Origin of the sequence: Achromobacter spanius (genome assembly GCF_002966795.1) — a bacterium.
Lineage (GTDB): Bacteria > Pseudomonadota > Gammaproteobacteria > Burkholderiales > Burkholderiaceae_B > Achromobacter > Achromobacter spanius_D.
Map to the genome: position 1 here is coordinate 5,705,486 of NZ_CP023270.1, position 14,189 is coordinate 5,719,674.

11 protein-coding genes are annotated in these 14,189 nt (G+C 66.7%); 4 read left to right on the plus strand and 7 right to left on the minus strand.

Features of this window, described 5'->3' with window-relative positions; all coding sequences use genetic code 11:
* The first annotated feature begins 76 nt into the window (after nt 1–76).
* Nucleotides 77–964: a LysR family transcriptional regulator gene (locus CLM73_RS25870; RefSeq protein WP_105240867.1), complete on the plus strand. Its 888-nt coding sequence runs from the start codon at nt 77–79 to the stop codon at nt 962–964.
* 119 nt (nt 965–1,083) lie between these two features.
* Here CLM73_RS25870 and CLM73_RS25875 read toward each other — a convergent pair whose 3' ends face one another.
* From CLM73_RS25875 to CLM73_RS25890, 3 genes are all read right to left on the minus strand, one after another.
* Nucleotides 1,084–1,899, minus strand: coding sequence for a siderophore-interacting protein (locus CLM73_RS25875; RefSeq protein WP_105240868.1), 816 nt, complete (start codon nt 1,897–1,899; stop codon nt 1,084–1,086).
* A gap of 26 nt (nt 1,900–1,925) precedes the next feature.
* A complete protein-coding gene (locus CLM73_RS25880) occupies nt 1,926–2,618 on the minus strand; it encodes a PadR family transcriptional regulator (RefSeq protein ID WP_418904963.1) in 693 nt (230 codons plus the stop codon).
* 126 nt (nt 2,619–2,744) lie between these two features.
* The gene (locus CLM73_RS25890; protein WP_105240871.1) at nt 2,745–3,623 is read right to left on the minus strand and encodes a helix-turn-helix transcriptional regulator; all 879 of its coding nucleotides are present in this window, start codon (nt 3,621–3,623) and stop codon (nt 2,745–2,747) included.
* A gap of 96 nt (nt 3,624–3,719) precedes the next feature.
* Here CLM73_RS25890 and CLM73_RS25895 point away from each other — a divergent pair, with 96 nt between their 5' ends.
* The gene (locus tag CLM73_RS25895) at nt 3,720–5,171 is read left to right on the plus strand and encodes an MFS transporter (RefSeq protein ID WP_105240872.1); all 1,452 of its coding nucleotides are present in this window, start codon (nt 3,720–3,722) and stop codon (nt 5,169–5,171) included.
* Nucleotides 5,172–5,203: 32 nt separating this feature from the next.
* On the opposite strand, the gene proC is transcribed toward CLM73_RS25895, so the two are convergent.
* From proC to CLM73_RS25915, 4 genes are all read right to left on the minus strand, one after another.
* Nucleotides 5,204–6,010: a pyrroline-5-carboxylate reductase gene (gene proC, locus CLM73_RS25900; protein WP_105240873.1), complete on the minus strand. Its 807-nt coding sequence runs from the start codon at nt 6,008–6,010 to the stop codon at nt 5,204–5,206.
* Between the two features lie 100 nt (nt 6,011–6,110).
* Complete coding sequence (locus CLM73_RS25905) at nt 6,111–6,881, minus strand: phytanoyl-CoA dioxygenase family protein (RefSeq protein ID WP_105240874.1); 771 nt, start codon at nt 6,879–6,881, stop codon at nt 6,111–6,113.
* A 128-nt stretch (nt 6,882–7,009) separates the two neighbouring features.
* Nucleotides 7,010–8,122, minus strand: a complete 1,113-nt coding sequence (locus tag CLM73_RS25910) for an AI-2E family transporter (RefSeq protein ID WP_105240875.1) — start codon at nt 8,120–8,122, stop codon at nt 7,010–7,012.
* Nucleotides 8,123–8,285: 163 nt separating this feature from the next.
* Complete coding sequence (locus CLM73_RS25915; protein ID WP_056559636.1) at nt 8,286–9,353, minus strand: LysR family transcriptional regulator; 1,068 nt, start codon at nt 9,351–9,353, stop codon at nt 8,286–8,288.
* A gap of 385 nt (nt 9,354–9,738) precedes the next feature.
* Between CLM73_RS25915 and CLM73_RS25920 the strand changes: the two genes are divergently transcribed.
* Together CLM73_RS25920 and CLM73_RS25925 are read left to right on the plus strand one after the other, a co-directional pair.
* Nucleotides 9,739–10,932 carry an efflux RND transporter periplasmic adaptor subunit gene (locus CLM73_RS25920; protein ID WP_105240876.1) on the plus strand — a complete coding sequence of 398 codons (1,194 nt, stop codon included), beginning with the start codon at nt 9,739–9,741 and terminating at the stop codon, nt 10,930–10,932.
* 25 nt (nt 10,933–10,957) lie between these two features.
* Nucleotides 10,958–14,173 (plus strand): efflux RND transporter permease subunit, encoded by a 3,216-nt coding sequence (locus CLM73_RS25925; RefSeq protein ID WP_105240877.1) that lies wholly within the window; start codon nt 10,958–10,960, stop codon nt 14,171–14,173.
* Nucleotides 14,174–14,189 lie beyond the last annotated feature (16 nt).

Here is a 14,189-nt window from a genome sequence, read left to right on the forward strand (position 1 = left end):
GCCTGCATGATCCGCGCGCCCAATTAGAATGTCCAATATATGGGAAATTGCTAATTAGTACGTTTTGGATATCAAAATGGAATTGCGTCATCTCCGCTATTTCGTCGTCACCGCCGAGGCCCAGCATTTCACGCGCGCGGCCGAACTGCTGAACATGGCGCAGCCGCCGCTCAGCCAGCAGATCCGCCAGCTTGAACAGGAAGTGGGCACGCCGCTCTTTGACCGCACCGGCCGCGGCGTGGCGCTGAACGACGCGGGACGCGCATTTCTGGCGTGCGCGCAGGACATCCTGCAACGCGCGGACGCTGCCGTGCGCACGGCCCAGCGCGCCGCGCGCGGTGAGGTCGGGGAATTGACGTTGGGATTTACCGAATCCGCGTCGTTCAACGGCGTCGTGACCGAGCTGATCCGGCAATACCGCGAGCGCTACCCGGAGGTCGAAATGACGCTGTCGCAAGGGGACAGCGAAATGCTCGTGGCGCAATTGCGCGACGGCGAGATCGACGCCGCATTCGTGCGTCCGCCTTTCGCGCTGGATGGCGGGCTGGCGTTCACGCAATTGGTCGAGGAACCGCTGGTGGTGGCGCTGCCGCTGGGCCATGCACTGGCGCGTCGCAAGCGCCTCGCCCCCGCCGACCTACAGCACGAGACCTTTATTCTGTATTCGCGCAAATCAGGCTACGGGCTTAGCGCGGACATCATGGCGGCGTGCCGTCAGCACGGCCTGAGTCCGCGCATCGGGCAACAGGCGCCGCAGTTGTCGTCGGCCGTGAACCTGGTGGCGGCGGGCATGGGCGTGGCGATCGTGCCGGCGTCGCTGCGCCACCTGCGCCCGGACGGCGTGGTTTATCGACCGTTCGCGCTTCAATGGCCGCACGCTGTGCTGGGGCTGGCTTTGCGCGACGCGCCGGGTGGACGGGCCGCGAATCTGCTGGCGCTGGCGCGGGCCGCCGGCAAATCCTGACGCGGCGTTGGCGATGGCGCCATGATCGAGGCTGCCTCGGTGTCGCGCTGTTGCGTGGCGCCCGCGGCCTCGCGCGCTTATCGCAGCGCCCTTATCGCGGCGACCTTACCGTGACGTGCTCAATCGTCATGTGATTCGTGGACGGCAACCGCGCCGCGCTTCCAATAACTGGCCGCACGAATGCGGCTCTTGTCGATGCCGTGCTGCGCCACCATGATTTCGCGCACGGCCTTCGCCGTGGCCGATTCCGCCGCCACCCACACATAGCCTTCGCCAGGCGGCAGCGCCAGTTCGCGCGCGGCTTCGAGCAGCAACGTGCTGTAGCCCGGCACGGTGCCATTGCGATGCAGCCAGCGCACCGACAACTTCGCGGCCGTTTGCAGCGGGATCTCGTTGGACGCTGCCGGCACTTCGATCAGCACCAACGCCTGCGCCGAAGCGGGCAGTTCTTCCAGCCGGCGCGCAATGGCGGGCAACGCGGTCTCATCGCCGATCAGCACATGCCAGTCGAACGCGGTGGGCACCACGAACGAACCGCGCGGCCCGCCGATGCCCAGTTGCTGGCCGGGCGCGGCCTGTTCCGCCCACGTCGAGGCGGGGCCGTCGCCGTGCAGCACAAACTCGATCTCCAGTTCCTGGCGCGCCGTATCGAAGCGGCGCGGCGTGTAGTCGCGCGCAGCCGGCCGAGGCACGCCGTCGGGAAACTTGATGCCGTCGGGCCCGGCGGTAGGCAGCACGGGCGGTTGCGAGGGATCGGCGGGAAAGAAGATCTTCACGTGATCGTCAAAGGAAGCAGACACGAAGTCCTGCAGGTCTTCGCCAGTGAAGGTGATGCGCGCCAACAAGCCGGCGATGCGCTCGACGCGCGTCACAGTCAGCGTGCGCATCTTCAGGGTGTGGCGCACGCGCGCCACGGTGAGGTCGCTTTGAGTCATGGAAACTCCAGTTGGGTAAGACGAGATCACGCGCCGGACTTGCCGGTGATCTCGTCGGTGGCACGCGCCAGGATGGCCGCGATGCGTCGTTGTTCTGCGGGCGAGGCGTCGGTGCGGTCCAGGAGCGCGCGCTTGAGCGCTTGGCGCGCCTCGACGAATTCGGGCAACCAGCCGGTGCGGGCGTCCTCGCCCTCGGGGCCGGTGGTGCGCGGCTGACCGCTCCACGCCTGGCGCATGTAATCCATCTTGCGCGCGACGTGTTTGAGCTTGTTGAACATCAGTGTCAAGCGGTCGCGGTTGGCGTCCAGATGCGCCTTGCCCGGGTCAGCCAGGTGATAGCGCTTCTTGGCGCCCTCTTGTTCGACGGTGGCGTAGCCGAGCTCTTCCAGATAGGTCAGTGCCGGGTAGACCATGCCGGGGCTGGGCGTGTAGAAGCCATTGCTGAGCGCGCCCAGCGCCTTGATGAGTTCGTAACCGTGGCTGGGATTTTGTTCCAGCAAGCCGAGCAGCATCAGTTGCAGATCGTCGCTGGATACCTTGCGGCTGCGGGTGAAGCCTCGGCCGTCTCCGCCGAACCCGTCCGCATCCCCGCGGCCATCGGATGAACCGGAAAACCAATCGCCACCCGCGCTGGCGTGGCGCGGGTGATGACGGCCGTGGTGGGGATGATGCGGATGGTGGGGGTGATGGGGATGATGTTGGCGATGTGCTGCTGCCATCGAAGGAAATTGGCGCATGAGTCACTCTTAAGATATGTCTTACGATAGGTCGTACGATATACCTCGCCCGCCGTACTCGTCAACTCCGCCATTCCGTCTCGCTTAGCCCGAAGACCCACGACGCGCCTATTCCGTGGCGCCGCGCGGCGCGCCCCCATCGCCCTGTACCCATTGCGCGAAGTCCACAGCACGAGGCTCGTCCGGCGCGGGCGCATAAACCACAAGCCGCAGGTGACGGCTTTCATCGACGCTCAAGGTGGCGTGCTCGAACGCGATATCGCCCAGCGATTCCACGTGCAGCGTGCGCAGGCCCATGCACGTGCCATGCACATCATGCTCGCGCCACCACGCTTGGAAATCGGGCGACACGCGTTCCAGTTCATCCACCAACTCGGCGATGTCGGATACGCCGGCGGCGCTGGCGAAATCGCGCCGGAACGAGGACAGCATGCGCGGCGCCTGCGCCGTCCAGTTCACAAAGCGTTCGCGCATGGCCGGATCCACGAACAGCATCCAGAGCAGGTTGCGCCGGCCCGGCGCCTGTCCGGAAAAATTGAACACCTTGTCCGCCGCGGCGTTCCACACCACCACGTCCCATCGCAGATTCAGGATGTAGGCGGGGCGCGCGGGCAGGTCATCCATCAGGCGGCGGACCTGCGCGGGCACGGTGCACCACGTGCGGCCGGTCTCGGCTGGTGGGCGCTGGTGCGCCAGCAGATACAGATGACGGCGCTCGGCGTCGTCCAGCCGCAACACGCGGGCCAGGTTTTCCAGAAAGGCAGCCGACACGCTGATGTTGCGGCCCTGTTCAAACCACGTGTACCAGGCCAGTCCAACGCCGGCCAGCGCCGCCACTTCCTCGCGGCGCAGGCCGGGCGTGCGGCGGCGGCGTCCGGGTGGCAGCCCAAGGTCGGCGGGACTGAGCCGTTCGCGGCGCAGCCGCAGAAAATCGGCCAGATCAGCGCGAGTGCGGTCCAGACGGCTGGGGATAGCGGGTTCAGTCATGACGCTGTTGCAGGGAGTAATAGCATAAACAGCTAAATTGTATAAGGCTAAAGGTCTGCCCAGAATAGCGCCGATCCTGACTTTTCGGACGCTTTCATGTCGACCTCTACCCTTCCCGCCACGCCGTCGGCCGCCCGTGCCGACACTGCCTCGCCACAACTCGGCAAGCTCGGCCTGGCGGTACTGCTATCCGGCGGCTTCATCACCATCTTCGACCTCTTCGTCGTGAACGTGGCCATCCCCAGCATGCAGACCACGCTGTCGGCCAGCTTCGCGCAGATCAACTTCATCATCGTCGCCTACGAACTGGCGTACGGCGTGCTGCTGATCGCGGGCAGCCGGTTGGGCGACCGCCATGGCAGGCGGCGGCTGTTCATGCTGGGCATGGCGGCGTTTGCGCTGGCGTCAGCGTTGTGTGGCCTGGCGCCCACGCCGGACACGCTGATTGCCGCGCGCATCCTGCAGGGCGCGGCGGCGGCCATGCTGTTTCCGCAGGTGTATGCGCTGATCCGCGTCAGCTTCGAGGGGCATGCGCGTCGGCGGGCCTTCGGACTGCTGGGCATGACGCTAGGCCTGGCGGCCATCGCCGGGCAGGTGCTGGGCGGATGGATCGTCCATGCGGATCTGTTCGGCCTGGCGTGGCGCGCCATCTTCCTGATCAATCTCCCGCTGGGGCTGCTGGCTTGCTGGTTCGCTCGGCACATGCCGGAATCCGCCGAGCCTTCGGGCGCGGCGATGGACTGGCCCGGCGCCGCGCTCGTGGGCCTGGGACTGGCGTTGCTGCTGCTGGCGTTGATCGAAGGCCCCGCACGCCAATGGCCGGCCTGGACGCTCATTTGCGCGGCGGCATCGGTGATAGCGCTGACGGCCTTCGTGCGGCGGCAACGCCAAGTCGCCGCGCGCGGCGGTGCGCCACTGCTGGACATGGCCTTGCTCATGCAGCCACGCTTTGCGGCGGGATGCCTCGTCGTGACGCTGGTGTTTTCCACCGCCAGCGCCATGTTTCTTTGCTACGCCTTGCTGGTGCAGACTGGCTTCGGACTGGATGCGCTGACGGCGGGCATGATCTTCGCGCCGGCCAGCGTCGGATTTGTGTCGGGGTCGATGGTGGCCCCAAGGCTGGTCGCCCGATACGGCACGCGGGCGATCGCGTTGGCCGCGCTGCTGTACGGTGGGGCGACGGCGGCGCTGATGACGCAGACGGGCATGGCAGGCGCCAGCCTGTCGCCTTGGACGCTGCTGCCTGCGCTGGTATGGCTGGGCGCGGCGCAAGGCGCGGTCAACACTCCGCTGGTGAACCTGGCGATGGGACTGGTCGAAGACCGCCAGGCCGGCATGGCGGCGGGCGTGGTGTCGACCTTGCAGCAGGTGGGCGCGGCGCTGGGCGTGTCGGCGGCCGGCATGCTGTATGGCGGCGCGTTGACGGCTTACGCGGATGCCAGCGCAGCAGATCGCCATGCGCAGGCGTTCGCGTCGGCCATGCAGTTCAATGTCGCGGCCATCATGATTGCGGCCGCCTTGCTGTGGCGGCTGGGCCGTCATCGCTGACGACCCGTCGCCGCGCCAGGGCCATTAGGCCATTACCCCGCGGACAACTCGCGCGCGCGCTGCTGCGCCTTGTGAACGGCCTCAGTGATGGCCTGGGCCACGCCCGCCTGCTGCATGTGCGACAGCGCGGCGTACGTCGTGCCGCCCTTGGACGTAACACGCTCCTGCAATTCGGTCAGCGGCACGTCTTCGCTCGCGGCGAGTTCCGCCGCGCCGCGGAAGGCGGCGACGGCCAGCCGGCGCGCGTCGGCAGGCGTGAAGCCCAGTTCGACGGCGCCCTTCTCCAGCGCCGCCATGAAATGGAACACGTAGCCCGGGCCGCTGCCCGTCACGGCGGTGACGGCGTCGATCATGGCTTCGGTATCGGTCCAGATGCGTTCGCCCACGGCTGCGAACAGCGCGTCGACCTGATCGCGCTGGGCCTGCTCGCAAGCCGGCGTGGCAAAGAGGCCAGTCATGCCCAAGCCCACCTTGGCCGGCGTGTTGGGCATGGCGCGCACGATGCGCGCGTGCCCGCCCAGCCATTCCGACAACGCGGCCAGCTCGACGCCCGCCGCGATGCTGACCACCGTCGCATCTGCCGGCAGATGCTGCCGGACCTGGCCGCAGGCTTCGCGCAGCACTTGCGGCTTCGTCGCCAGCACGCACAGGGCCGCGTCGCCGATGTCGGCACTGACGCTGTCCGCGCAGGGCAGACCGCGTGCGACCAACGCCTCGCGCGTCGGCGCGTAAGGTTCGATCACCAGGAAATCGGTCAGCGCCCGACCCTGGCCGAGCAGTCCGTCGATGATGGCGGAGGCCATATTGCCCCCGCCGATGAAGACGATTCTTTCACGCATGTTGCTTCAGTTCCGAAGTAGGGATTGCGGACCGGACCGGCATGAGTGCGTTACCGGCGCGCGGAAGATGGATACGACAGTCTACGGGCATTCCGGGGCCTCACGCCGCCGCCAGCGGCACGCCGGGCTGCGACGACGACCGCGTGCCCGGCAGCGGATGGCAGGACTCGGGGTGATAGGTGTGGACCACCGACAGCTTCACGCGGTCGCTGCTGTTGCCCTGCGCGGCATGCAAGGTGCGGCAGTGAAAGAACACCACGTCGCCCGCCTGCAGTTCCGGACAGACGGCGCGCGCGATCCACTCGGCGTTCTGCGGCACGTCTTCGCGGAAGAATTTCTTTTCGTCGAACTGGTCCGGCGTAAACGCCGCCGCGTGCGAGCCAGGGATGAACGACAGGCCGCCATTGGCACGCGTTTCCGGCCCCAGGGCCAGCCAACAGGACACCAGGTCCGTATCCGAGAACGACCAGTAGCGGATGTCCTGATGCCAGCCTGTCAGGCTGCCGTACGCGGGATGCTTGGTCATCACGCAGTTGTGGTGCACGGTGGACAGCACCGGCGTTTCATTGAAGTAACGCGTCAACCACTGGCCAATGCGCGGATCGGTGGCCCATTGGGCGAACAGCGGATCGCGCGCGTAGGCATTGAGCAGGCGGCGCACGGTCAGCCCGCCTTCGGCCGCGCGCGATTTCGGCGCGCCGGGATAGCGCAGGTCGGCTTCGTACTCGATGGGCGCGACGTGATCGCGTAAATGGCGTTCGGCCAGCGCGCGCAGCGCGGCAACCTGCTCCGGGCTGGCGAACTGGCGCGCCACCACGAAGCCCTGCTCGCGCAGGACGGCTATCTGATCATCAGGCAACAACCCGGACATCTCAATCCTCACAGCCCGCGGCGTAGGCGGCGCGTCTGCGGGCGGGCAGGCGCGCACCGGGCAAGGCGCCGGTCACGCGGGATGGCTAGATTACCAAATGGCAAGGCCGCCGGGCGGCTCCCGCGTCCTCAGCCCGCAGGCGTCTTCTCGGGGCGGGCGGGCGGCGGCGTGAGCCGGGCGGCGTCGCGCTCCTGGACCTCGTGGTGAACCCATTCGCGCCAGACGGCCACCAGCAGCGCCATCAGCACCGGACCCACGAACAATCCCACGATGCCCATGGTCTTCACGCCGCCCACCAGCCCGAAGAAGGTCGGCAGGAAAGGCAGCTTGACCGGGCCGCCCACCAGGCGCGGGCGCAGCGTCTTGTCGACGATGAAGAGTTCGACGCTGCCCCAGACCATCAGCGCGATGCCCGCGACGACATGGCCGGAGCCGACGAGATACAGGGACACCAGCGTGAACGACAGCGGCGCGCCGCCGGGGATCAGCGCCATGAAGCCCGTGACCACGCCCAGCAGCACGGGCGACGGCACGCCCGCCACCCAATACGCGATGCCCAGCACCACGCCTTCGCCCAGCGCGATCAGGCCCATGCCGGTGACGGTGGAATTGATGGTGGCCGGAACCACGCGCGAAAAGCGCTGCCAGCGCGCGGGCAGGATGCGTTCGCCCAGGACGTCGAGCTGCGCAACCATGCGGATGCCGTCCTTGTAGACGAAGAACAGCGTGATCAGCATGAAGAGAACGGTCAGCAGCAACTGGAACACGTTGCCGGTGGCGGCCAGCGCCATGCGGTAGATGTTGCCCAGGTGTTCGCCGCTGACGGCTTCGACCAGCGCGCCCAGCGCGTGGGGCTGGCCGATATAGGATTCCCAGTACTGTCCCAGGCGATCGCCCACCACCGGCAAAGAGGAAATCCACGCCGGCACGTCCACGCCGTGGCGGTTGGCCGCGATGGCCCAGGCGACAAAGGCGCTGGCTTCCTTGATGGCGTAGGACAGGGCCAGCGACAACGGGACGATCAGCACCACGATGACGACCAGCAACGCCAGCGACGCGGCTACCGCCGTGCGGCCGCCGCAACGGACGACGAGGCGTTGGTAAAGGGGCCAGCTGGCCAGGCCGATGATCAGCGCCGCCAGGGCCGGAACCAGGAATCCGCTAAGAAAGTAAACCCCCGCCAACAGCACAAGCAGCAACAGCCAACGGGCGATCAGGTAAGCGGGTAGAACAGGCTGCATAGCGGATCGACTGTAAGGGCGTTGTAGGCTTTGACTGTCGGACTATACAGACGTTTCATGCGATACGAGGGACGCAAGGGCTGTATTTACTACGGGGTTTCCCGTGCTTAACGCAGATGGCGGACCCGAGGGTCCGCCATGTCGTGGTGCAGCCTGCGCGGATTTACAGCAGGTATTCGGCGGCTTCTTCGCGCGCGGTGCGGCGGCGGGGGGCCATGTCGGCCAGCGCGGGGATGGCCGGCACGGGGGGCTGCGCCGAGGCGGTCTGTCCCTGGTTGCGCTGATAGACGGCGCAGGAGGCGGCGGCCGGATCGGTCTCGTCGCGGCCGCTGAGCAGCGGACACCCGGCGAACAGTTCGGCCACCCAGTCGGTGAAGGCCCGAACCTTGGGCGACAACTGCCGGCTCTGCGGATACAGCACCGAAATCGCCGTGGAGCTGGGCTTCCACTGGGGCAGGATCTCGATCAGCTCGCCCGACTGCAGGTACGGCAGCGCCATGTAGCGCGCGGTCTGAATCAGGCCAAAGCCCTTCAGCCCGCAATCCAGATAGGCGCCCGCTTCGTTCACGGCCACCGTGCCCTTCATGTCGACTTCCTGGTGCTTGCCGTCCACCTTGAAGTCCCAGGCGCAATTGCGGCCGGTGCGGCTGGAGAAATAATGCACCGCGTGGTGGTCGCGCAGCGATTCGATCGTCTGCGGCATGCCGTGGCGCGCCACGTAGGTGGGCGACGCGCACGTCACCGTCTGCAACGTGCCGATGCGGCGGGCGACCAGGCTGGAATCTTCGAGGTCGCCGGCACGGATGACGCAGTCCACGGCCTCCTGGACCATGTCGACCGGCCGGTCGCCCAGGCCCAGCACCAGCTCGACGTCGGGGTATTTGTCGTGAAAATCACACAATGAGGGAATCAGGATCAGCCGGCCGATGCAGGTCGGCACGTCGATGCGCAGGCGGCCCTTGAGCCGCAGCGCCGCTTCCTGGAAGCAGGCCTCGGTCTCTTCCACGTCGGCCAGGATGCGCACGCAATGCTGGTAATAGCCCGCGCCGTCGGGCGTCAGGCCGATGCGCCGCGTGGTGCGGTTCAACAGGCGAACGCCCAGGAGGCGTTCCAGATTCTGAATGATGGTGGTGACGGTGGTGCGCGGAAGCGATAGGCTGTCGGCCGCCCGGGTGAAGCTATTGGCGTCCACGACGCGCACAAACACCTGCATAGCCTGAAAGCGGTCCATGGCAAGGGTGTCCTTAGGCAAATAAGTCGGGGTGGACGGAGCATAACCCGATTTCGCCGCTGATTAGTCATTTCTCACGAACAGTGTTGCCGGGATAGACAGGTTTATCCGCCCGGACAAAACACTCAGAATGCAAACCATCTTGAAGTGCCCTTGCCGCCCGGCGCAAGAAAAGGGCATGTCAATCCTCAGATTCCGCCCCCGCAGCGACCGCCCTGATCAGGCGCCCGCCGCCTCTGGATAAGCGACCCCGGTCGATGCTGCATTGCAGCATATCCATATAGCGCCGGATTCTTAGGACTGGCATCCCCGCCCCGCCGACTCGTCGTCCCCGCATCCCGGGCAAGCGCGCTTCCGCCTCTAAAAGACCACTCAAGGAAACACCATGGTTTCGCGTAAACGTATTGCTGTGCTCGTCGTATTTGCAGCCGTTCTGGCGGCGGGCGGCGGCTACGCCCTCACCCGCGGCCCCGCGGGCGGCAATGTCGCGATGGCGCAGGGCGCCCCCACCGCGCCGCCCGTCGAGGTTGCGGAAGTCGTCAACAAGACCATCGTCGACTGGCAGCGCTACTCCGGCCGCCTCGAAGCCATCGACCGCGTCGATATCCGCCCCCTGGTGTCCGGCACGCTGACCGCCGTCCACTTCCAGGACGGCAGCATCGTCAAGAAGGGCGACGTGCTCTTCACCATCGACCCGCGCCCGTACGCCGCCGAAGTGGACCGCGCCGCCGCGGCGCTGACCGCCGCCAAGGCGCGCGCCGCCTACACGGCCTCGGAACTGGCCCGCGGCCAGCGCCTGCTGACCGACAACGCCATCGCCCGCCGCGACTTCGAGGAAAAGCAGAACGCCGCGCGCGAAGCCGCCGCCAACCTGCAGGGCGCCCAAGCCGCGCTGGACTACGCCAAGCTCAACCTGGGCTACACGCGCATCGAAGCCCCCGTCGACGGCCGCGTGTCGCGCGCCGAGGTCACCGTGGGCAACGTGGTTGCCGCCGGCGCCGCATCGGTGCCGCTGACCACGCTGGTGTCGGTGTCCAAGATGTACGCATCGTTCGACGTGGACGAACAAACGTTCCTGCGCTACGTGAACCCCACCCGCAACGGCCGCAATGGCGCGGTGCCGGTGGAACTGGGGCTGGCCAATGAAGACGGCTACTCGCGCACCGGCGCCGTGCAATCGGTGGACAACCGACTGGACGCCACCTCCGGCACCATCCGCGTGCGCGCCGAGTTCGACAACGCCGACGGCACCCTGCTGCCGGGCCTTTACGCCCGCATCCGTCTGGGCGGCAGCGAGCCCCGCGAGGCCGTGCTGATCGACGAACGCGCCATCGGCACCGACCAGGACAAGCGCTTCGTGCTGGTGCTGGACGACAAGAACCACGCCGTCTATCGCCAGGTGAAGCTGGGCGCCAATCAGGAAGGCCTGCGTGTGGTCGATACCGGCCTGGCTGCCGGCGAGCGCATCGTCGTCAACGGCCTGCAGCGCATCCGCCCCGGCGACGCCGTGACCCCGACCGTTGTTCCCATGGTTGCCGCCAAGCGCAACCCGGTACAGACCGCCTCGGCACAGAACTGAGCCGACGCGTCGAACGAGAACGTTTATGAATATCTCGAAATTCTTCATCGACCGGCCGATCTTCGCCGGCGTGCTGTCGATCCTGGTGCTGCTGGCGGGCCTGTTGGCCATGTTCCAGTTGCCCATCTCCGAATACCCCGAAGTCGTGCCGCCGTCCGTGGTGGTGCGCGCGCAGTATCCGGGCGCCAACCCCAAGGTCATCGCCGAAACCGTCGCCTCGCCGCTGGAAGAATCCATCAACGGCGTCGAGAACATGCTGTACATGCAGTCGCAAGCCAACAGCGACGGCAACCTGACGCTGACGGTGAACTTCAAGCTGGGCGTGGATCCTGACAAGGCGCAGCAGCTCGTCCAGAACCGCGTCTCGCAGGCGCTGCCGCGCCTGCCGCCGGACGTGCAACGCCTGGGCGTGACCACGGTCAAGAGCTCGCCCACGCTGACGCTCGTCGTGCACCTGATCTCCCCGAACGACCGCTACGACATCACCTACCTGCGCAACTACGCGATCCTGAACGTCAAGGACCGCCTGTCGCGCATCACGGGCGTGGGCGAAGTGACGGTGTGGGGGTCGGGCAACTACTCCATGCGCGTGTGGCTCGATCCGCAAAAGGTCGCGCAGCGCGGCATGACCGCGTCCGAAGTCGTCAACGCGATCCGCGAACAGAACGTACAGGTCGCCGCCGGCGTGATCGGCGCCTCGCCCACGCAAGGTGACGTGCCCCTGCAATTGAACGTGAACGCCCGCGGCCGTCTGCAAACCGAAGAAGAATTCCGCGACATCATCCTGAAGACCTCGCCGGACGGCGCCGTGACGCACCTGTCCGACGTCGCCCGCGTGGAACTGGACGCCCAGGAATACGGCCTGCGTTCGCTCTTGAACAACAAGCAGGCGGTCGGCATGGGCATCATGCAGTCGCCGGGCGCCAACGCGCTGGACGTGTCCAGCCAGGTGCGCGCCGCCATGACCGAGCTGGCGCAGGACTTCCCGCCCGGCGTGGAATACCGCATTGAGTACGACCCCACGCAATTCGTGCGCTCCAGTATCGAAGCCGTCGTGCACACCCTGCTCGAAGCCATCGCGCTGGTCGTGCTGGTCGTGATCCTGTTCCTGCAGACCTGGCGCGCGTCCATCATCCCGCTGCTGGCCGTGCCCGTGTCCATCGTCGGCACGTTCGCCCTGCTGCTGATGTTCGGCTACTCCATCAACGCGCTGTCGCTGTTCGGCATGGTACTGGCCATCGGGATCGTGGTGGACGACGCCATCGTGGTCGTCGAAAACGTCGAGCGCAACATCGCAGCGGGCTTGAGTCCACGCGACGCAACTTACCGCGCCATGCGCGAAGTCAGCGGCCCCATCATCGCCATCGCGCTGACGCTGTGCGCCGTGTTCGTGCCGCTTGCCTTCATGACGGGCCTGACCGGCCAGTTCTACAAGCAGTTCGCCATGACCATCGCCATCTCGACGGTGATCTCGGCCTTCAACTCGCTGACCCTGTCGCCCGCCCTGTCGGCCCTGCTGCTCAAGAGCCACCACGACAAGCCCGACTGGCTGACCCGCGGCATGAACCGCGTCTTCGGCCGCTTCTTCAACTGGTTCAACAACATGTTCGGCCGCGCGTCCGAGTCCTACGGCACGGGCGTGGCCAACGTCATCCGCCGCAAGGCCGGCGCGATGGGCGTGTACGCCGTGCTGGTCGCCGCCACCATCGGCGTGTCGTACCTCGTGCCCGGCGGCTTCGTGCCCGCGCAGGACAAGCAATACCTGATCGGCTTCACGCAGCTGCCCAACGGCGCCTCGCTGGACCGCACCGAAGACGTGATCCGCCGCATGAGCGACATCGCCCTGAAGGAACCCGGCGTGCAATCGGCCATCGCATTCCCCGGCCTGTCCATCAACGGCTTCACCAACAGCTCCAGCGCCGGCATCGTGTTCGTCACGCTCAAGCCCTTTGGCGAACGCAACAACGCCGAGCTGTCCGGCAACGCCATCGCCGCCTCCCTGAACCAGAAGTTCGCGGCCATCCAGGACTCGTTCATTGCCGTATTCCCGCCCCCGCCCGTGATGGGCCTGGGCACGCTCGGCGGCTTCAAGCTGCAGCTCGAAGACCGCTCGGCCCTCGGCTATGCCGAACTGGACAAGGCCAAGCAGGCCTTCCTGGAAAAGGCGCGCCAGACGCCGGAACTGGGCCCCGCGTTCTCCAGCTACGAGATCAACGTCCCGCAGCTAGACGTCGACCTGGACCGCGTCAAGGCCAAGCAGCTTGGCGTGCCGGTGACCGAAGTCTTCGACACCATGCAGATCTATCTGGGCTCCATGTACGTCAACGACTTCAACCGCTTCGGCCGCGTCTTCCAGGTTCGCGCACAGGCTGACGCGCCCTTCCGCGCGCACGCCGACGACATCCTGCAACTGAAGACCCGCAACGCCGCCGGCGACATGGTCCCGCTGTCCTCGCTGGTCACCGTCAAACAGACCTTCGGCCCCGAGATGGTCGTGCGGTACAACGGCTACACCGCCGCCGACATCAACGGCGGCCCCGCGCCCGGCTACTCGTCCGACCAGGCGCAAGCCGCCGCCGAGCGCGTCGCCGCCGAAACCCTGCCGCGTGGCGTCAAGTTCGAATGGACCGACCTCACGTACCAGCAGATCCTCGCGGGCAACGCGGGCCTGTGGGTCTTCCCAATCAGCGTCCTGCTCGTCTTCCTGGTGCTGGCCGCGCTGTACGAAAGCCTGACCCTGCCGCTCGCCGTGATCCTCATCGTGCCGATGAGCATCCTGGCCGCGCTGACCGGCGTCTACCTTACCGGCAACGACAACAACATCTTCACGCAGATCGGCCTGATGGTGCTGGTGGGGTTGTCGGCAAAGAACGCGATCCTGATCGTTGAATTTGCCCGAGAGCTCGAGATGAACGGCCGCACACCGCTCGAAGCCGCCATCGAAGCCAGCCGCCTGCGCCTGCGTCCCATCCTGATGACGTCCATCGCGTTCATCATGGGCGTGGTGCCGCTGGTGCTGTCCTCCGGCGCCGGGTCCGAGATGCGCCACGCCATGGGTGTTGCCGTGTTCTTCGGCATGCTCGGCGTGACACTGTTCGGCCTGTTCCTCACGCCGGTGTTCTACGTCCTGCTGCGCTCGCTCGGCGGCAAGAAGCTGCACTCGGCCGCCCCGCATGAAGCGCCCGTCTGCGTGCCGCACATCGACCCGAACGCGCCGCCCGCTCCGCAACCCCACGCGTAAGCCGACAGAAAGAGTA